The 18,187-nt window shown below is 66.8% G+C and carries 17 protein-coding genes, 1 tRNA gene and 1 pseudogene; 13 read left to right on the top strand and 6 right to left on the bottom strand.

The features are described 5' to 3' along the window. Positions 1-8: 8 nt before the first annotated feature. From gluQRS to AC5RTY_RS03875, 3 genes are all read left to right on the top strand, one after another. Entirely contained in the window at positions 9-926 is a 918-nt protein-coding gene (gluQRS, locus tag AC5RTY_RS03885; RefSeq protein WP_494139001.1) for a tRNA glutamyl-Q(34) synthetase GluQRS, read from the top strand. A gap of 121 nt (positions 927-1,047) precedes the next feature. Next, positions 1,048-1,854, top strand: a complete 807-nt coding sequence (locus AC5RTY_RS03880; RefSeq protein WP_494139000.1) for an SGNH/GDSL hydrolase family protein — start codon at positions 1,048-1,050, stop codon at positions 1,852-1,854. A gap of 206 nt (positions 1,855-2,060) precedes the next feature. Next, on the top strand, positions 2,061-3,332 hold the full coding sequence (locus tag AC5RTY_RS03875) for an MFS transporter (RefSeq protein ID WP_494138999.1): 1,272 nt from the start codon (positions 2,061-2,063) through the stop codon (positions 3,330-3,332). Positions 3,333-3,425: 93 nt separating this feature from the next. Here the strand turns inward: AC5RTY_RS03875 and AC5RTY_RS03870 are convergent, their stop codons facing one another. After that, complete coding sequence (locus AC5RTY_RS03870; protein ID WP_494025118.1) at positions 3,426-3,875, bottom strand: hypothetical protein; 450 nt, start codon at positions 3,873-3,875, stop codon at positions 3,426-3,428. Positions 3,876-4,051: 176 nt separating this feature from the next. On the opposite strand from AC5RTY_RS03870, the gene AC5RTY_RS03865 reads away from it, so the two are divergent. Next, complete coding sequence (locus AC5RTY_RS03865; protein WP_494025119.1) at positions 4,052-4,498, top strand: iron chaperone; 447 nt, start codon at positions 4,052-4,054, stop codon at positions 4,496-4,498. Positions 4,499-4,578: 80 nt separating this feature from the next. Here AC5RTY_RS03865 and AC5RTY_RS03860 read toward each other — a convergent pair whose 3' ends face one another. After that, a complete protein-coding gene (locus tag AC5RTY_RS03860; protein WP_494138998.1) occupies positions 4,579-6,399 on the bottom strand; it encodes a calcineurin-like phosphoesterase C-terminal domain-containing protein in 1,821 nt (606 codons plus the stop codon). A gap of 197 nt (positions 6,400-6,596) precedes the next feature. Here AC5RTY_RS03860 and AC5RTY_RS03855 point away from each other — a divergent pair, with 197 nt between their 5' ends. Then, a complete protein-coding gene (locus tag AC5RTY_RS03855) occupies positions 6,597-7,094 on the top strand; it encodes a DUF456 domain-containing protein (protein ID WP_494024148.1) in 498 nt (165 codons plus the stop codon). A gap of 82 nt (positions 7,095-7,176) precedes the next feature. Here AC5RTY_RS03855 and AC5RTY_RS03850 read toward each other — a convergent pair whose 3' ends face one another. Next, positions 7,177-7,638: an Lrp/AsnC family transcriptional regulator gene (locus AC5RTY_RS03850; RefSeq protein WP_493989860.1), complete on the bottom strand. Its 462-nt coding sequence runs from the start codon at positions 7,636-7,638 to the stop codon at positions 7,177-7,179. 438 nt (positions 7,639-8,076) lie between these two features. Further along, positions 8,077-8,562 carry a hypothetical protein gene (locus tag AC5RTY_RS03845; protein ID WP_494024149.1) on the bottom strand — a complete coding sequence of 162 codons (486 nt, stop codon included), beginning with the start codon at positions 8,560-8,562 and terminating at the stop codon, positions 8,077-8,079. Between the two features lie 646 nt (positions 8,563-9,208). Between AC5RTY_RS03845 and AC5RTY_RS03840 the strand changes: the two genes are divergently transcribed. The 3 genes from AC5RTY_RS03840 to AC5RTY_RS03830 all read left to right on the top strand — a co-directional run bounded on the left by AC5RTY_RS03840 (position 9,209) and on the right by AC5RTY_RS03830 (position 11,305). Then, a tRNA-Ala gene (locus tag AC5RTY_RS03840) sits at positions 9,209-9,281 on the top strand. Between the two features lie 366 nt (positions 9,282-9,647). Beyond that, entirely contained in the window at positions 9,648-10,838 is a 1,191-nt protein-coding gene (locus tag AC5RTY_RS03835) for an NAD(P)/FAD-dependent oxidoreductase (protein WP_494074622.1), read from the top strand. 236 nt (positions 10,839-11,074) lie between these two features. Continuing rightward, positions 11,075-11,305, top strand: coding sequence for a hypothetical protein (locus AC5RTY_RS03830; RefSeq protein WP_494074623.1), 231 nt, complete (start codon positions 11,075-11,077; stop codon positions 11,303-11,305). 78 nt (positions 11,306-11,383) lie between these two features. On the opposite strand, the pseudogene AC5RTY_RS03825 reads toward AC5RTY_RS03830, so the two are convergent. Further along, positions 11,384-11,676, bottom strand: a pseudogene (locus AC5RTY_RS03825) (four-helix bundle copper-binding protein); the annotation flags it as partial. 188 nt (positions 11,677-11,864) lie between these two features. Here AC5RTY_RS03825 and AC5RTY_RS03820 point away from each other — a divergent pair. From AC5RTY_RS03820 to AC5RTY_RS03800, 5 genes are all read left to right on the top strand, one after another. Then, a complete protein-coding gene (locus AC5RTY_RS03820; protein ID WP_494138997.1) occupies positions 11,865-12,215 on the top strand; it encodes a heavy-metal-associated domain-containing protein in 351 nt (116 codons plus the stop codon). Between the two features lie 158 nt (positions 12,216-12,373). Beyond that, positions 12,374-14,458, top strand: coding sequence for a heavy metal translocating P-type ATPase (locus AC5RTY_RS03815; protein WP_494138996.1), 2,085 nt, complete (start codon positions 12,374-12,376; stop codon positions 14,456-14,458). Between the two features lie 204 nt (positions 14,459-14,662). Continuing rightward, positions 14,663-15,028, top strand: coding sequence for an ArsR/SmtB family transcription factor (locus AC5RTY_RS03810; protein WP_494138995.1), 366 nt, complete (start codon positions 14,663-14,665; stop codon positions 15,026-15,028). Further along, positions 15,025-16,173 (top strand): cation diffusion facilitator family transporter, encoded by a 1,149-nt coding sequence (locus tag AC5RTY_RS03805; RefSeq protein WP_494138994.1) that lies wholly within the window; start codon positions 15,025-15,027, stop codon positions 16,171-16,173. Before AC5RTY_RS03810 ends, AC5RTY_RS03805 begins: the two co-directional genes overlap by 4 nt. Positions 16,174-16,200: 27 nt before the next feature. Beyond that, complete coding sequence (locus AC5RTY_RS03800; RefSeq protein WP_494138993.1) at positions 16,201-17,115, top strand: alpha/beta hydrolase; 915 nt, start codon at positions 16,201-16,203, stop codon at positions 17,113-17,115. Between the two features lie 22 nt (positions 17,116-17,137). Here the strand turns inward: AC5RTY_RS03800 and AC5RTY_RS03795 are convergent, their stop codons facing one another. Then, complete coding sequence (locus tag AC5RTY_RS03795; protein ID WP_494138992.1) at positions 17,138-18,187, bottom strand: LLM class flavin-dependent oxidoreductase; 1,050 nt, start codon at positions 18,185-18,187, stop codon at positions 17,138-17,140.

Below are 18,187 nucleotides of genomic sequence, written 5' to 3'. Positions count from 1 at the left end.
GTGGGGACGTGCCAGCAGCAGCCCAGAGTCCCGCCGGTCGGTTCGCGCCCAGCCCCTCGGGTGAGCTGCACGTCGGCAACCTGCGCACCGCGCTGCTCGCCTGGCTCTTCGCCCGCGGCACCGGCCGCCGCTTCCTCATACGGGTGGAGGACCTGGACCGTGCGCGGGCCGGGTTCGAGGCCCGGCAACTGGCGGATCTGGCGGCCATCGGCCTGGACTGGGACGGCGAGGTCGTGCGCCAGACCGACCGCGCCGCGGTCTACCGCCACGCGCTCGGACAGCTGGCGGAGGCCGGCCTGCTCTACGAATGCTTCTGCACGCGGCGCGAGATCGCCGAGGCTCCCAGCGCGCCGCATGCTCCGGAGGGGGCGTATCCGGGAACCTGCCGCAACCTCACCGACGCCGAACGCGAGGAACGCCGCCAACTCCGCCCCGCGGCGCTGCGGCTGCGAGCTTCCACCGCCAGCTATACGGTGCCCGACCGGCTGCACGGCGACTACACCGGCGCCGTTGACGACTTCGTGCTGCGGCGAAACGACGGCGTCCCCGCCTACAACCTGGCGGTGGTGGTGGACGACGCAGCCCAGGGCGTGGACCAAGTGGTGCGCGGCGACGACCTCCTGACCTCCGCCCCGCGGCAGGCATACCTCGCCTCGCTGCTGGGGCTGCCGCCGGTCGAATACGTACATGTGCCGTTGGTCCTCAACGAACGACGGCGGCGCCTGGCCAAGCGCGACGGCGCGGTGACCTTGGGCGCACTCGAGCTGGCCGGGCTGGACGCGGCCGCGGTGCGCGGCCTGTTGCTGGCCTCGCTGGGCTTGCCGGACGTCCCGCTGCCCAAGCTGCTGTCCGAGTTCCGGCCCGATGCCCTGCCGGTTGAGCCGTGGATCTTCGAGCCGCCGGAGCTGGTTCCCGACCCCAGCTGACGGCAGGCGGGAAACTGCCCGCTCGCCCGGGACTCATAACCGCGGACAACCTGGCCGGCACAGCGGCGGACTTCACCGCGTGTTTGCCGGTGCGTCGCCCGGCGCCGCTAGTCTTCGGCAGATGGGCGGACTATTCGTGGCGCTGGGCGACAGCTTTACCGAGGGCGTGGGGGACTACAACGCCAATTTTCCCAATGGCGTGCGCGGCTGGGCCGACCGGGTGGCCAAGCAGCTGGGCAAGCAGGACCCGGACTTCCGCTACGCAAACCTGGCGGTACGCAGCAAGCGGCTCCACCAGATCATCGCGGACCAGCTGGAACCGGCCATCGAGATGCAGCCAACCCTGGTCTCCTTTTATGCCGGCGGCAACGACATTTTGGAGCTTAAGCGGAGCATGCCGGAACTCCTGGCGGAGTACGAATCCGCCGTCCGCCGGCTGGCCGAAACGGGTGCGCGTTTGATCCTTTTCACCGGCTTTGAGGTCATGCTCCCGCCCGTCCTAGAGCCGATGCGGCGGCGCAACTGGGTGTTCAACGAGGCCGTCCGGGACCTGTCCCGGCGTTACGGGGCGGTGCTGGTGGACCACTGGGCGTTCGACCTCTATCAGGACCGGAGGATGTGGGACACGGACCGGCTGCATATGTCCGCGCTGGGGCACAAGTACATGGCGGCCAGGGTCTTGGAGGCCCTCGGCGTGGCGCACACACTCAGGCTGAAGCGGCCGGAACCTCCGGTGCGGGCGGGCTGGCGCGCGGCACTCCGGCGCGAGCGCGACTGGCTGCAGGAATGGGTGGTCCCGATGTTCGGCCGCAAGCTCAGGGGCGTCACGCTGGGGGACAATCTGGCGCCGCGCTGGCCGGAGCCGGTCCAGGTCTCGCACGGGCTGAAAAAGCTGGCCAGACAGCGTGCCGCTGCTTCCGCCGGCTGACGTCCCGCGCAGTCGTCAACCGGCCGCCGCAGGAGGGCGCAGGTTGCGCTCTCACGTGCCACGTCCTGGATATCAGCCGGCCACCGCTGCGGGTTACTGCCGGCAGCCGCGGCATGGTCTTACCGGCCGGCGCGGCGGCGGCTGTACGCTGTTGCAACAACAGGGACCGCGGTCAGGCCGCGCCGTCGGTGAGGAGGGTTGTCGCCATGTCCGTCCAGGAACCGCGCGATCCTGTGCCGGCGCTCGACCTTCCCGCGGCGTTCCGGGAACCCACCACCAAGGTCCGGCCCGGCTGGGTCACCGCCGTCGTGCTGACCAACCTGGGCATCAATGCGGCGTTCTTCGGCCCGCTGCAGGTGCTGCTGGCCCAGCAGTCGCAGGCGTTCGATGCCGTGAACAAGGAAGCCGTCCTGGCGATGGCCACCGGCTTCGGCGCCGCCGTGTCCCTGGTCGCCAATCCGATCTTCGGGGCGCTGAGCGACCGCACCACCTCCCGGTTCGGACGACGCGTGCCGTGGGCGCTGGCCGGCGGCGTCCTGGGCTTCGCCGCGCTGTTGCTGCTGTCCGGCGCCCCCAACATCGCGGTGATGGTGATCGGCTGGTGCCTGGTGCAGGCCGGGTGCAACGGCGCCTACGCGGCCGTTACGGCCAGCATCCCGGACCGCGTGCCGCGGCGGCAGCGCGGCCAGATCGGCGGGCTGGCCGCCATTGGGCAGACGCTGGGCATTGTGATGGGCGCGGTGCTGGCCAATCTGGCCGGCGGCTTCGTCCTCGGTTACATCTACTGCGCCGTTTTCCTGCTGGCCAGCATCATGCCGTTCGTGATTGCCGGCCGGGACACCCCGTTGCGGAAGGCCGACCGCCCGCCCTTCGCCTGGCCCGGCTTCCTGAAGGGCTTCTGGATCTCCCCGGCCAAGCACCCCGACTTCGGCTGGGCGTGGCTGACCCGCTTCCTGGTCAATCTGGGCAACAACATCTTCACCCTCTACTTGTTCTTCTTCCTCCAGGACGCCGTGGGGCATCCGGACCCGGCCGCCGGCGTGCTGCTGCTGACCGGAGTCTATGCGGCCATGGTGGTGGTGATGGCGGTCGTGGGCGGACCTCTGAGCGACCGGGTGGGGCGCCGCAAGCCGTTCGTCATCGCGTCCTCGGTCACCATCGCAACTGCATCGGTCATCGTGGCCATCACGCCCGCGTGGCCGGCCGTGGTCGGCGCGGCCATGGTCCTCGGCGCGGGCTTCGGCATGTTCCTGGCCGTCGACTTCGCCCTGCTCACGGAGGTGCTGCCGAGCGCCGCCGACCGGGGCAAGGATATGGGCGTCATCAACATCGCCGCCTCGTCGCCGCAGGTGATTGCCCCGTTGATCGCCGCCCCCACCGTGCTCTACCTCGGCGGTTACACGGCGCTGTTCGTGCTGTCGGCCGTGATCGGGCTGCTCGGCGCGGTCTTCGTGGTCAAAATCAAAGGCGTGCGGTAGCCGCGAGCGCACGTCGCTGGGCCGACACCGCCGCCTCTGCGGCCTCAGGCAGCCCCGCGCACGGGCCGATGCGCCGACACCGCCGCGGAGCGGCTAGTCGATGAAGGCTGCCTTCGAGCTGTACTCCTGATAGAGCCGCGCTGCGTCGCCCACCGGCAGTTGGCCGTACTTCAGGGCCGTCAGCAGCCCGTCGAGTTGCGCGCTGGCGGACTCGGCCGTCGAGATCTGATCCGCGCTGTTGCGGGAATTGGCAAGGCCGGACGCAATCGCGGCGGCAAGGGAGAGGATCGACGCCAGGATGCAGATGACCTGCCAGACGATCGACGTGCTGGATAGCGAGAAAGCGCCCGCCACCGCCGTGTTGAAATTGTTCTGGCCGAAGCCCGGGCCCGCCGTCAACGCGGCGACGACCGAGCTCCCGACGACGCTGACATTGGTCAGGCGGTTGCGTTTGGGACGGGCACGGCGAAGAAAAGCCCTGATCTCATCACGGCGCTGGTCGATTTGCCGGGTCAGGTCCTGGCGGTTCTGTGCGTCGTCCATGATGTCCCCGCGCCTTCCGTTAACCAGCCCCGCCCCTGTAGCCGCGAGGTATCGCTGCACCGTATATCAGATTGCCCGCCGACGGCTACGTTTTTCACGGACCGAGCAGAATTGGAGAAGCCCGCGCCCCCAAGCGGCTGCTACTGTCGGTCGTGATTCGTACAAGGGAGATCGAGATGAGCGCCAACCAGAAGTCCGATGCGGGCGGCTTCTCGGAGGCCGAGCGCGCCGCCATGAAGGAGCGGGCCCAAGAGCTGAAGGCGCAGGGGCGCAGCGGCCAGAAGAAGGCCGACAACGAGCGCGCCGTGCTCAACGCCATCGCCGAGATGCCCGACGCCGACCGCGTCCTCGCGGAACGCATTCACGCGCTCGTCACCGCGAACGCGCCCGGGCTTCTGCCCAAGACCTGGTACGGGATGCCTGCATACGCCAACACGGACGGCAAGGTCGTCTGCTTCTTCCAGGGCGCGGCCAAGTTCCAGGCCCGCTACGCGACCTTCGGATTCAACGATGCGGCCTCGCTCGACGACGGACCGATGTGGCCGGTCTCGTTCGCGCTAGTGGAGTGGACCCGGGCGGTGGAGGAGAAGGTCGGGGCGCTCGTCAAGGCCGCGACCGCCTGAGGGCCCTCTCCGACCGGCGGAAACCAGCGACGGCGGGTGGCTGCGTCAGGCGACCACCCGCCGTCGGATGTGAGGCAGGGTTACTCGACGACCTCAAAGGTGATGGTCTCGGTGAACTCGCGGCCGTGCACGTCGGTCGCGGTAACCGTGGCGGTGTGCTCGCCGACGGCCAGGTTGGCCGGGAGTTCGAGTCGCCACAGGTGGGAGGTGCGGTCGTGCAGGCCGCCGCCGTGCACAAACTGCTCGATGGTGGCGGTGGGATCGGTGTACTCGGCACCAATCAGCGGGACGTCGTCGGCGGTCATCGACTGGGTGCGCGTGGCTTCGGTGCTTTCGGCGCCGTCGATGGAGACCTTCACGTTGGAGCCGGTGGAGCCCATCCAGAAGTTGGTGGTCAGCCAGGTCTCCCCGAGTTCGCCCTGGGCCACCGCGTTCGGGTTCTCCGGGGACGGGGCTTTGCCACGCTGGTTCTTGTATTCGTCGAACCAGGCACGGTAGGCGGGGGAGTTGATGCCCAGAGCCATCTGGTCGGAGCCATCGTCGCCGGTGGCTGTGAAACGCTCGCGGACCTCCGTGTTCTTGATATCCAGGGTCAGGATGCCGGGAGGGGTCCCGTCACGCTGGATGGCGGTGGGGAAGCCCTCCGCGAGCACCCGGCCGTTGTACCAATGGCCGGACACTGCCGGGACGGTCAAGTGGGTGAACGGCAGCCCCGTGTCGCCGAGCTCGTCGCGCCAGCCGGCCATGAGGTCGCCCTCCCGGAGGTTCTCCGACATGTGGGTGTGCCCGCCCAGGGAAACGACTTCGCGGCCCTCGAGTATCCCGTAAATCGCCTGGAGCTGCTTCGTGGTGTGAGAGTCGCTGTAGTAGAACTCGAGCAGCGGGCTGTGGCCGGCCAGCACGATCACCCGGTCCTTGGGCACCTTCGCGATGTCCTGGCGCAGCCATTCAAGCTGGCGCTCGCCGAGGGCGTACGTGTAATTGCTCTTCTTCGCGGGGATCGCCGTCGGATATTCGATGTTGCTCAGGGCGACGACGTGGGCCTTGCCGGCGTCGTACGAGTAGTATTCCGGGCCGAACTGGCTGCGGTAAGTGTCAAACTCGTGCTCGCCGTCGAGGGCGTCGAAGTCGAGGTCGTGGTTGCCGGGCAGAAAGCGGGCCGGGCCGTTAAGCTTGGCGGTCAGTTCCCGGGTCTGCTCGAAGAGGGACAAGTCATCGCCCACAATGTCGCCGATGAAGAGCGCGCCGCAGCCGGCATAGTCTGAGCGGGCGGCCAGGTCGGCGAAGGCACCGTGCTGCGCGAACTCCACCTCTTTTTGGTTATAGGTTTGTATGTCGGCCCCGAATGAGCAGTGTTGCTCCGGGGACTGAGTGAGCTTGCTTTTGGCCAGCGGGAAGTTAACCTTGTCAGGCAGCGCCCCGGTCGGGGCGATGCCGCCGAACTTCAGGTCGGGGGATCCCTCCGGCAGGTGGTGGTAGAAGAACTGGGCGACGTTGTCGTCGTCCACCGGCACCTGGTAGCCGCGGGGCTGGGTGACGAAGACGGTCATGTTGTCGAACGCCGGCAGTTCGTAGCGGCCATGGCTGTCCGTGGCGACGACGTCGCGGCCGTTCGAGACGGTGACACCGCGCAGGCCCGGTTCGTTGACGTCTTGCTTGGAGTTCTTGTTCTTGTCATCAAAGACGGTGCCGTCGAGGGTCTGCTGGTCGGCATCCGGGGCATCAACGACGTCGATGCCTCCCCGGTAGGCCGAGGTAGCCCAGTCGGTGTCGACGGGGGCGGGAGCGGCGGTGGCGGCGGGGCCGAGCATGGAGCCGGCAGCCAGCAGGGCCAGAGCCCCGCCGGTCAGGCGCAGGGGCCGGGACAGCCAGGCTGGTTTCGGAGTTGGGGACGCGTGCACGAATTGGACCTCCGGTTGAATGATGGCCGGCCGTTGGAGGTGGCCGGCCCCTCAACTGTTGCCCGTGCGAATGAACGGGGATCGAAGGGGAAACGAGGTGCGCGCCACGTTTTAGTGACACACCCAGCCAGCCGCGCAAGCGCCGCCCACACGTGTGCCCGTCCGAATCCACCCGCCTACCCCAGTAGGCTGGGTGGGTGGAAGCCCAGATACTCGCGACCGTCTTTTGCGGCCTGCTCATCGCCGTCGGCATTGCCGGCATCGTCGTCCCCGTGCTGCCCGGCACCATCACCATCGGCATCAGCCTGCTGGTCTGGGCCATCGTCCTGCAGAGCACTTTGGGCTGGGTGGTCTTCGCGATCGGCATGGTTTTCGTGGCCGCCGGCATGCTGGCCAGCCTGGTACTCACCGGGCGCCGGCTGAAACAAAGGCAGGTGCCCAACTGGTCAATCCTGGCGGGCGTGCTGGTGGGTGTGGTCGGGATGTTCGTAATTCCCGTCGTCGGGCTGTTCATCGGGTTTGCCGCCGGGCTACTGCTCAGCGAATACGCACGACGGCGGGACTTTGGCCAGGCGGTCGGGGCCAGTTGGGCGGCGCTCAAGGCCGTGGGCCTGGGCATGCTGGTGGAGCTCGGCTGCGCCTTTGCCGCCGGCGCCGTCTGGGTGATCGGTGTGCTGGCGCATTTCTTCTTCTAGCTGGCCCCGGGCCGGCTATCCGAGCCACCGGCTCTTTTAGGCCGGCGCGGCGGTGCGGCGGTGCCGCTCTGGCTTCAGGCGATCAGTCCTGCTTTAACAGGCCCGTGGTGCGGTAGGGGATCACCTCGCGCAGGAACATCTGCGTGGAGGTGCGGGTGATGCCCGGGCAGAAGCGGATTTCTTCGCTTACCCGGTACAGATCGTCCGGGCTGCTGGCCACCACTCTGATCAGCAAGTCCGTATCGCCCGCAGGGGCGTGGCATTCCAGCACTTCCGGGATCTTCCTAAGCGCTTCCACCGCATCGTTGAGCTTGCTCTGATCCAATTCGGCACTCACCATGGCCATCACCCCGCGGTTCAAGGCTTCCGGCAGCACCCGGGCCGAGTGCGTGCGCAGACAACCAGAGGCCGCCAGGCGCTCCAGCCGTGAATGGACCGTGCCGCGGGCCAAGCCGAGCCGCTGGGCCAGCATCATCACCGGAATCCGCGGGTCCTCATCCAGCGCCAGCAGGATCCGACGGTCCGTCGCATCGAGTTGCTGCAAAATGACCACTTCCTGTCGAACGCCGTGCGACCGTTTGAACACTCTGATCAATTGTAAGCCCCACGCTTGCACGGATTGTCGGGAAGGTGCTCTGATACCTATCAGATCGGGCGAAGCCACAAGCTGCCAGTCCGTTGAGGTGCACGGTTCAGGCCCACGAAGCCGGAGCAGTGTCTGCGGGCCCGCGAAGCCCCGACCTTGTTGTTCACACAGCTGAAGACCCCTGCCAGTCCGGATGCCGGACCGCCAGGGGTCTTGCTGTTCGCCACGAAAACTTCAGGCCTTATCACCGGGCGACGGTAGTTCCCATTCCCAAGCGTCCTGCCCGTATACGGACATGACCAGTGTCCCCTGCGTTTTTGGAACATCGAGCAGGACCAGGCCAGTTGCCTACTCCGAAGCTAACGCCTACTGCAGACGTTTTGTCGTCCTCTTTGGTTACTGCGCGGAGCCGCGGCAGCCGGAGGAGGCGACGCCCACCTGCGGGGTCAGCTCCTCAAGGTCGGAATTGAACGTCTTGAGGCGGGCGCTGATGGACTCGATAGTGGCCACGTCGCCCTCCATGCCTGCCATTCCGGACTCGTAGATCATGCCCGGCAGCGGTGTCATAAGATCGATCGCTTCCATGGCAAGGTCCAGTGCCTCGATGCAGGAGTCCGGGGTGACCTCCACACGCTCGGTGATGGTTTCGGTGACGGGCTCAGCCTCGACGGTGACGGTGGGCCCGGGGACCTTGACCTCGACAGTCTCCGGGGGGCCGCCGGCGGCCGCGGAGCCCATCATGATGCCCACGACGCCGCAGGCAACGGGCAGCACCCACGCCTTCTTGTACCAGGGCTTCTTGGGCTTCTGCTCGGTCTGCTGCGGGGCGCCGAACGTGGTGGGCGGGGTGGGCTGCTGCGGGGTGCTGGAGGAGTAATCCATGGCCGGTTGTTCCTTTGCTGTTGGCGTGAGAACGGCGGGCCCCATGGTGGAGCCCGCCGGTGGTGCTATTCGGTTGGTCTTTGTTGATAATCGGCGTAAGTGCTGGGAATGTAAGCCAGCGCCCCGCGCCTCCTAGTAGCGGGTAAGCTGTTTGCCCGCCTTGAGGCGGTTCAGTTCGTGCGGGCGCAGCTTGCGGCACCGCTTCCAGTCCCGGCGGGCAACACCATGGTGGGCGCGTAGACGAAGCCGTTTTCGTCATGCTTGGCAATTGGCGCTGAGAAGTTGCTCGAGCTATTTCATGGAATGAATGAATTTGCGAAAGGTCGGACAAGGCTTTGCGAGGAAGACCAGCGATGAGAACCCCGGCCTGATTCTTCAGGCCGGGGTTCTCGCTAGTCGAGGTGGACCAGCAGTTTTACCAACTCGACGATCAAACGCAGTAACCGACGAGTAAGTGTCCACATGCTCGGGCACAAGGACGCCTCGGTTACGCTCAACGTCTACGCGGACCTGTTCGATGATGATCTGGACTCGGCGGCTAACACGCTCGACACTGCTCACCGGAAAATTCTGTGATCATTTGGTGCTCAGGCGGGCCGATGCGTTACCCTTACAGACGTGTGACTGCGCGTGAACTCGCGCATCCGGGGCTTTAGCTCAGTTGGTAGAGCGTTTCGTTCGCAATGAAAAGGTCAGGGGTTCGATTCCCCTAAGCTCCACTGAAGACGCGGGACTTCGACGCCCTTTCCACATACTTTGGCAGTGATAAGGGCCTTGAGGCCAACGTCCGCTCTAGCCGTCATGCCGCTAGATGAGGCATAGAAACCCGCTGGCGCACCGGTCGCGCTGGTGCTCGCAGCCGCCAATCGCGGCCCTGCGCATGTGCCGGAACCCGACCGCTTCATCGTACAGGGCTGCCGTAACGGCCCAGCCCCATACTGCGCATACCGCTGCATTTTGGAGATCGACGTTCGACGTTTCATGACCCGGTCCCTGCTCGCTCCAGCCCTTGACGGACGGCCCTGGGCGCTGTGGACTGGGCGGATGCGGCGGGGGCGCGGCCGCCAACGACGGAAGGCCGAAACATGGACAAGCACCATCAAATAGTGGTTGTCGGCGGCGGCAATGCGGGAATCTCGCTGGCCGCGCGGCTTCGCCGGTGGAAGGTCGAGGACATCGCAATCATCGAACCTCGGGATCAGCACTACTTCCAACCGCTGTTCTCCCATATAGGAGCCGGGGCTGCACGGATGGCCGAAGCGGTCCGACCCCAGGCAGATGTCATGCCGCAGGGGGTTGACTGGATCCGCGGGGAGGCGGCCGATGTGCGGCCGGAGGAGAACGTCGTCGTCCTGGCCGGAGGCGATCGTGTTGGCTACGAGCACTTGGTGGTCTGCCCGGGCCTGCAGTTGGACTGGGGCGATGTCCCGGGGCTGGCCGAGGCCATGGTTTCGCCGCACGGCTCGTCCAACTACGACGCCGCACTTGCCCCCAAGACATGGGACCTGGTGCGAGGGCTGCGCTCCGGCACGGCGGTATTCACCCAGCCGCCGGGGCCCGCAAAGTGCGCAGGCGCCGCCCAAAAAATTGCCTACATGGCCTGTGACTACTGGCGCCAACAGGGCGTGCTGAAGGACATCGACGTCCAAATGGTGGTCCCGACTCCTACCGTCTTCGGGATGCCGGAGGTGGACCGGGAGATGCAGCGCAAGATCGACGAGTACGGAATCACGTTGAGGACCTCCACCACCGTCGCCTCGGTCAACCCCGCGGCGCAGACACTGGTGCTGGACGGCGGGTCGGGGAACCGGGAGGTCCGGTACGACCTGCTGCACGCGGTTCCGCCGCAGTCGGCGCCGAACTGGTTGAAGGCCACGTCGCTGCCGCAGAAAGGGAGCAGTGGCGGCTTCGTCGAGGTGGATCCGGAGACCCTGCGCCATCCGCGATTTCCCAACGTCTGGTCCCTCGGCGACGCCGCCGGAACACGGAACTCCAAGTCCGGCGGGGCGCTCCGCAAACAGACCACGGTACTGGCGAAAAACCTCACCGCTGTTCTGGGCGGGCGCGCGCCTGACGCGCGTTACAACGGCTACTCAGTCTGCCCGTTCACGCTGAGCCGCCGCACCGCGTTCTTTGCTGAGTTCGACGACCAATATCGCCCCCAACCGAGCTACCCGGGCCTGAGGATGGCCAAGGAGCGGCGCTGGCAGTGGGTGATGGACCGGCGGATCCTCCCGCAGGTCTACTGGCATCTGATCCTGAAGGGACGGGCCTGAGTATCTCGCAGCGAGGCAGGATACAGGCGGCCGGACCGCTGCCGACAGGACGGAGCGGTTCTGGCCGGTTTTTGCGAGCCAGCCTCGTTATGACGTTCGGATAGAGCGCTTCGATAGCGGCAACTGGCACGCTTTCCCGAGATTCCTTACGGATGAGCCCTTACGTCCGATTGCATCCCTTAGCACCCGTGCCCGCATTCGCGCAGTGCGGCAGCACTATGAACGGATCCAGTTTGATGAAGGCCCTCATCCGCGCGCTCCTGGGAGCAGTCCTCGGGACGACTGTGCTCGCATCAGCCCTGGTTGTCAGCACTCCGGCCCAAGCCGCGGCACCGCTCAGCGCGACCTACCAGACCTACACCGCTCCAAACGGTGTCAGCAGCAAATACCACGTCTCCTCGAAGAAAATCCAACAGCGAATCACTGTAGGTGTAGGCGGCTGGAACGGCCTGAAGATCGGCTCCTAGCTGGGAGTGCCCCGGGCCCCGAGTCCCGGGCCGGCGACAGGCGGCTGCCGCCTGCAGCGAGATAAGAGGTGGGCCGGCCTATTTGGAAGCGCCGCTTCCCAGCGAGGCCAAGAGTTCGTCACAGGCGCGTTCACACCGGCGGCAGCCTCCGCGCAGACCTTGCAGTGTTCGTGCATCTCCGCGTGCTGCCCGCATTCGTCGGCGCAGGCCTTGCAGGCAGTCCGGCAGGCCTCCAGAAGTGCTTTGGTGATATTGGCGTCGTAGCCGGTGTGGCGCGAGAGGACGCGGCCGGTGGCTGCGCAGATGTCGGCGCAGTCCAGATTGGTGCGGATGCACTTGGTGAGGTCGGCAACCATGTCCTCCGAGAGGCACGGCTTACGTTACCTTGACAGATACCCCTGGGGGGTATAGCTTCAGTCTCACCGGAACAAGCGTCACGAGCCCGACAGGGCTTCAACGCAGTGAAGGTCCTCACCGGCTTCGGCGGCGGAGCGTCATTCCAAGGGTCTGGCGTTCCCACTTCCCGCAGCCAGCACCGATGATGTGTGAGGAGAACACCATGGCCGAGTCCCTAAACCGGGAACTGTCCCTGACCGCCAAGTCCGCCCAAGGATGCTCCTGCTGCGCCCCGACCGGCGTCTCGAAAGAACGGACCGCCCGCCGCGAGCCGGAAGCTTTGTCGATGGTGCCGGCCGTTCAGGCAGAGTACCGGGTGGCCGGCATGACCTGCGGACACTGCGCCTCCAGCGTTGCGGACGCGTTGGGCGCTCTCGACGACGTGAGGGACGTTCAGGTCGCCCTCGTTCCCGGCGGCATTTCCACCGTCACCCTTCTGGCGGTATCGCCCGCCAGCGACCCCGCCGTTCGGTCGGCCATCGCCGACGCCGGCTACGAGCTTATTGCCTCCTGAAGATCAGGTTTCCCGCGAAGGGCCGCCCCGACTTCAAAGGCAGGGGCGCCCGCGAAAGAAGAGCCATGAAAAGCGAGCATTCGCAGCACCTCGACAATTCAGGCCAGCACACCCAAAGACCTGGCCCGGAGCATCGGCATCAGGGCCAGGGTCCGATGATGACCGACCATGAAACGCACGGGCAGGCCATGCCGGACGGACCCGCACATTCGGCGGTGGACGAAGAACATGCCGTCCATACGCATGGCCAGCACGCCGGGCACAGCACGGCCATGTTCAAGAACAAGTTCTGGCTGTCCCTGGTCCTTTCGGTCCCGGTGGTGTTCTTCAGCCCGATGTTTGCCATGCTCCTGGGATACACCGTCCCGGGGTTCCCAGGGGCGGCGTGGATCCCCCCGGTACTTGGCACCATTATTTTCTTCTATGGCGGCACCCCCTTCCTGAAGGGCGCGGCGAATGAACTGCGGTCCCGGCAGCCGGGCATGATGCTGCTGATTGGGATGGCCATCACGGTCGCGTTCGCCGCCTCTTGGATCACGACCCTGGGCATCGGCGGGTTCGACCTGGACTTTTGGTGGGAACTGGCGCTGCTGATCGTGATCATGCTGTTGGGCCACTGGATGGAAATGCGTGCCCTGGGCTCCGCGCAGGGAGCGCTCGACGCGCTGGCTGCCCTGCTGCCGGACGAGGCGGACGTGGTCAACAGCGATGGAAGTGTCCGCACCGTGCCGGTCGGGTCCCTCGCCCCCGGCGATATCGTGCTGGTGCGCTCAGGTGCCCGCGTGCCCGCAGACGGGCGGATCATCGACGGCGGGGCCGAGTTCGACGAATCGATGATCACCGGGGAATCCAAAGCCGTCGGCCGGGCGACCGGCGATACGGTGGTCGCCGGCACGGTCGCCACGGACAACTCGGTGCGGGTCCAGATCACTGCCGTGGGCTCCGACACGGCGCTGGCCGGCATCCAGCGCCTCGTGGCCGAGGCCCAGGCATCGTCGTCCCGGGCGCAGGCCCTGGCCGATCGGGCTGCTGCCCTGCTGTTCTACTTCGCGCTGGTGGCCGGCATCATCACCTTTGGCGCCTGGCTGCTGCTCGGAAGTCCCGACGAGGCCGTCGTTCGCACGGTGACCGTTCTGGTCATCGCCTGCCCGCATGCGCTGGGCCTCGCGATCCCGCTGGTCATCGCTATCTCCACCGAACGCGCCGCCCGCTCCGGCGTGCTGATCAAGAACCGCATCGCCCTGGAGCGGATGCGCTCCATCGACGTCGTCCTGTTCGATAAGACCGGCACCCTGACCGAAGGCGAACACGCGGTCACCGCCGTCGCCGCAGTGGAGGGCGTGACTGAAGGCGAGCTGCTGGCCCTGGCTGCGGCCGCCGAATCCGACAGCGAACACCCCGTCGCCCGCGCGATCGTCCGGGCTGCTACCGAACACGCCGAGGCGGCACGACTGGGTCTGGCCGGCCGCAACTTCACCTCCAGCACTGGCCGGGGCGTGCGCGCCGTGGTGGATGAGGCCGACATCTCCGTGGGCGGGCCGAACATGCTCCGGGAGTTGCATCTGGCCGAGGCGGCGGACGTAGCCCAAGAAACCTCGGCCTGGATGGATCGGGGTGCCGGTGTGCTGCATGTGGTCCGCGACGGCAAGATTATCGGGGCGCTGGCCCTGGAAGACAGGGTGCGTCCCGAGTCTCGGGCGGCAGTCAGGGCCTTGCAGGAGCGTGGGCTCAAGGTCGCCATGATCACCGGGGACGCCCGCCAGGTCGCAAACTCCGTGGGCCGCGACCTGGGCATCGACGAGGTCTTCGCCGAGGTCCTGCCGCAGGACAAGGACAAGAAGGTCACCGAACTGCAGCAACGCGGCCTGAAAGTGGCGATGGTCGGCGACGGCGTCAACGACTCGCCCGCCCTGGCCCGCTCCGAAGTGGGCATCGCCATCGGAGCCGGCACCGACGTGGCGATGGAATCTGCCGGCGTCGTGTTGGCGGGCAACGACCCCCGGTCCGTGCTGTCGATGATCGATCTGTCCCGGGCCAGCTACCGCAAGATGATCCAGAACCTGATCTGGGCTACCGGCTACAATATCATCGCCGTGCCGCTGGCCGCGGGTGTGCTTGCCTTCGCCGGGGTCGCCATCTCCCCGGCCATCGCGGCGATCCTGATGTCCGTTTCCACCATCGTGGTCGCCCTCAACGCCCAGGTGCTGCGGCGGATTGACCTAAACCCGGAGCGAATACAGTAGCCAAAGCCTCTGCCTGCGCGGAAACGTGAAATAGGCCGAGCAGGAAGTGAAACAGGGTACCCGCAGGCCAAGGAACTGGCACACACCATCATCGAGGACCAAAAAGGCGAAACCCAGGAAATGCAGGACCTGTTCGCCAGCCTTTGACAGCTCTCCCGGCGGTGACCCATTGCCGCCCGGGACGGCTTGTGCAATTATCTGCGTATGAATGCAGATAAGAAGGGTTGCAGGCTCGACGTAGACAGCCAGTATGTTGAGCTGGCCGTCGAGGTCTTTGCGATGCTGGCCGACGCCACCCGCGTGCGCATCATCCTGGCCCTGCGGGATACCGAGCTGCCGGTGAACGAACTGGCCGAGACGGTGGGAAAGTCGCCGGCCGCGGTATCGCAGCATCTCGCGAAACTGCGCCTGGGGCGCATTGTGGCGACGCGGCAGGAGGGCACCAAGGTGTACTACCGGCTGGAAAACGAACATGCCCGGCAGCTGGTTGCCGATGCTGTTTTCCAGGCGGAGCATTCGCTCGGTGGTCTTCCGGCCCACCACAGCAACCCCCGGCCGCAGGCATCATGAGCGCGCATCCGCAGGCCGGACACTCTGCAGCCGGCGAGGCCGAAGAGGCAGCAGACGAGCACGGGCGCGACCACGGCGGTCACGGGCCCAGCGACGATGACCACGACCACGGCAACCACGGGCACGGCCAGAGCCACGGCGAGCACCCGCACAGCCACGACCACAGCCACCCGACGGGGCTGAAAGGGTTTTTTCACGGGCTTTTTGTCCCGCACAGCCACGACACCGCCGACTCCATCGACGATGCGCTGGAATCCAGTGCGAAGGGCATCCGCGCGGTAAAGCTGAGCCTCGCAGGGCTCGGCGCCACCGCCGTGCTGCAGCTGGTTGTCGTGGTGATCAGCGGCTCGGTCGCCCTGTTGGCCGACACGATCCATAATTTCTCCGATGCGCTGACCGCCATCCCGCTGTGGATCGCCTTCATTCTGGGGACGCGGCAGCCCACCCGCCGCTATACGTTTGGCTTTGGCCGGGCCGAGGACCTTGCCGGGCTGTTTATCGTGGCCATGATCGCGCTTTCGGCCCTGGGCGCCGGCTGGCAGTCCATTGACCGGCTGCTGAACCCGCAGCCCCTGCACAACCTGGGCTGGGTCCTCGCGGCAGGGCTCGTCGGTTTTGCCGGCAACGAGTTGGTGGCCATCTACCGGATCAGGGTCGGGCGGAGCATCGGCTCGGCCGCCTTGGTGGCCGACGGCATCCACGCCCGCACCGACGGCTTCACGTCGCTGGCCGTGGTTCTGGGTGTCATTGGGGTCTGGCTCGGTTTCCCGCTGGCCGACCCCATCGTTGGCCTGGTCATCACCGCCGCGATCATTGTTCTGCTCTGGGGCACCGCCCGGGACATCGGCCGCCGCCTGCTCGACGGCGTGGAGCCTGAGCTCGTCGACCGTGCCGAACAGATCCTGCTGGCCGAGAGCGAAGTCAGGGGACTGTCGGAGGTGCGGCTTCGCTGGAATGGCCATCGGCTCAATGTTTCCGCCACGCTTGTGGTGGACCCGGCCATGACCGTCGACGGTTACCATCTTCTCCGGCGACGCCTGACCGCCAGACTCCGCGAGGCGCTTCCCGGAATCGGCTATCTGTCCCTGACGCCTACACCCGCCGAAGCCCTCCGCCCGGGCTCTGGGTTCAGCGGGCAGGCGTAAATGAGTGTCGTCGGGAAGGAGCAGGGCGTGGGTTTCACATCGGCCGACCGCAGGTACGAGCCCTACGTCCGTCCAATCGATCCGTCGGTTGAACGGCGCGCAGAAACCTGGGCCTGGCGCGGGTGGGACGTACACGTGGAACACGTCGGGGCCCCTGAAGCGCCGGTGCGGATGCTTCTGGTGCACGGCGGGGGAGGGAACGCTGCCGCCATGTGGCCCTTTGCGGCGCATCTGTCGCAACTGGGAGCCGTCGTCACGCTCGTTGACCTTCCGGGCTATGGAGGTACGCGTCCCCGCGGAAGCGCGCACATTTCGTACCAGGATTGGCAGCGGCTTCTGGCGGACCTTGTGACGCGGATCGCCGACCAGAGGCCGCTGCTGCTCCTGGGCGCCAGTATGGGCGGCATGCTGGCGCTGGATGCGGCTGCCTTGAGCGGCAGGGGTGACCGGGTGATCGTGACGTGCCTGCTCGACGGCACCGACCCCGGCGTTCAATCGGCCGTCGTGCGTGCCCCGTGGATGGCCCGTCTCGCGGCGCCCTTCCTCAGGACCATCAGCGGGCCGCTTCAGCGGATACCTTTTCCGCTGCGGTGGGTCGCCCCGATGCGGAAGATTTCCAACGACCCTGGGCTATCCGCCCAGGTCCTGCGCGATCCGCGCGGCGGGGGAGGCTCCATGCCGCTGAGTTGGTTCCGGTCGTTCCTGGAGGCCGGCCCGGCAGTGCCGCCGGAGTCATACGGCGGACCGCCCGTCCTGCTGGTCCATCCGGGCGAGGATCGGTGGACCCCCTCAGGGATCAGCAGCCGGTTCCTGAGCCGGCTTGCCGGGAACCATCGGCTGGTCGAACTCGAGGGATGCGGACATTTTCCAGTGGAAGAACCGGGGTTCCAGAAGTTCCTCGACGTCGTCCGCGTGGAAGTCGAAACCGTGTCCGGGGCCTGACCCGCACCCGCCGCCAAGTAGTTCAACTGAGTTGACGCCGGAGGCCCAACAGCGCGGCAAGCCGCCGGTCGGTGTCGGCCAGCGCGGTCGTGTCGAAGGTGTTGGTGGTGACCATGAGCTCGTCGGCACCGGTCACCTCCAGCAAGCGTCCGAGCCGCCGGCCCACCTGGTCGGCGGTTCCGTGCACCGAGGCGGCCAGAGACTCGGCCACCACGCGCTCCTGCCGGGAGGTCATCGGAGCTGACCGGACGGAGTCGGCGGGCGCCAGCGGCGGGAACTCCCCGCGCGTGCGGGACTGCGCCATTGCCCACGCCTCCGGCAGCAGCAGGTCCCGCGCCTCGTCGGCGGTTTCGGCAACGGCCACGGTGGCGGAGGCGATCACGTACGGTTCGGGGCATGAGGCGGAGGGTCGAAAATTTTTCCGGTAGCGAGCCAGAACCCCGCGGGCCGGTTCCGGATTACTACCGGTAAAGGCAGGACCGCCCACCACGACGGCGAGGCCGGCCTGGGCGGCATTGTCCACCCCCTTGCCGGTGGCCAACACGAAAAGCGGCGTCGCACCGCCGTCGTACGGGCGGGCGGTGACGGCGGCGCTGCCGTCGAGATAGGCCATCAGTTCTGCCAGGTCCTCGCCGAAGCGGTCCGCGGCGCCCTTCTCCTGCCGCAGCGCCGAGCGTACCGCCGGCGTGAATCCGACGGAGCGTCCTATCCCGAGATCGATCCGGCCGGGAAAAAGTGCCTGCAGGGTGGCGGCCTGTTCGGCCACCACCAGCGGTTGGTGGTTGGGCAGCATCACTCCGCCGGAGCCGACGCGGATGCGTTCGGTCTGCGATGCCACCGCGGCCATCAGCACCGTTGGAGCCGAACCGGCGATCCCCGGCACACCGTGGTGCTCGGCCACCCAGAAGCGGTGGTAGCCCAACTGCTCGGCATGCCGGGCCCGGCGGATGGTGGCGCCCAGGGCCGCGGACGCCGAGGTGCCCTCACGGGCGTTGGCGCGGTCCAGGATGGAGACCGGAAGGGAGGCAGGCTGCATACCAGTCACAACGTGGCCGGCAGGCTGGTATTCCAT

Source organism: Arthrobacter sp. Y3224055, from assembly GCF_059090825.1.
The sequence above is the reverse complement of the archived record's forward strand: the minus strand, read 5'-3'. Positions and strand labels throughout refer to the sequence as shown.

Bases quoted from the DNA above. Each gene is read 5' to 3' on its own strand.
- AC5RTY_RS03805 (WP_494138994.1), top strand. From the start codon at position 15,025: ATGAGCGCGCATCCGCAGGCCGGACACTCTGCAGCCGGCGAGGCCGAA.
- AC5RTY_RS03865 (WP_494025119.1), top strand. From the start codon at position 4,052: ATGAGCGCCAACCAGAAGTCCGATGCGGGCGGCTTCTCGGAGGCCGAG.
- AC5RTY_RS03795 (WP_494138992.1), bottom strand. From the start codon at position 18,187: ATGGAATACCAGCCTGCCGGCCACGTTGTGACTGGTATGCAGCCTGCC.
- AC5RTY_RS03875 (WP_494138999.1), top strand. From the start codon at position 2,061: ATGTCCGTCCAGGAACCGCGCGATCCTGTGCCGGCGCTCGACCTTCCC.
- AC5RTY_RS03830 (WP_494074623.1), top strand. From the start codon at position 11,075: ATGAAGGCCCTCATCCGCGCGCTCCTGGGAGCAGTCCTCGGGACGACT.
- AC5RTY_RS03845 (WP_494024149.1), bottom strand. From the start codon at position 8,562: ATGGATTACTCCTCCAGCACCCCGCAGCAGCCCACCCCGCCCACCACG.
- AC5RTY_RS03815 (WP_494138996.1), top strand. From the start codon at position 12,374: ATGACCGACCATGAAACGCACGGGCAGGCCATGCCGGACGGACCCGCA.
- AC5RTY_RS03880 (WP_494139000.1), top strand. From the start codon at position 1,048: ATGGGCGGACTATTCGTGGCGCTGGGCGACAGCTTTACCGAGGGCGTG.
- AC5RTY_RS03810 (WP_494138995.1), top strand. From the start codon at position 14,663: ATGAATGCAGATAAGAAGGGTTGCAGGCTCGACGTAGACAGCCAGTAT.
- AC5RTY_RS03870 (WP_494025118.1), bottom strand. From the start codon at position 3,875: ATGGACGACGCACAGAACCGCCAGGACCTGACCCGGCAAATCGACCAG.
- AC5RTY_RS03835 (WP_494074622.1), top strand. From the start codon at position 9,648: ATGGACAAGCACCATCAAATAGTGGTTGTCGGCGGCGGCAATGCGGGA.
- AC5RTY_RS03820 (WP_494138997.1), top strand. From the start codon at position 11,865: ATGGCCGAGTCCCTAAACCGGGAACTGTCCCTGACCGCCAAGTCCGCC.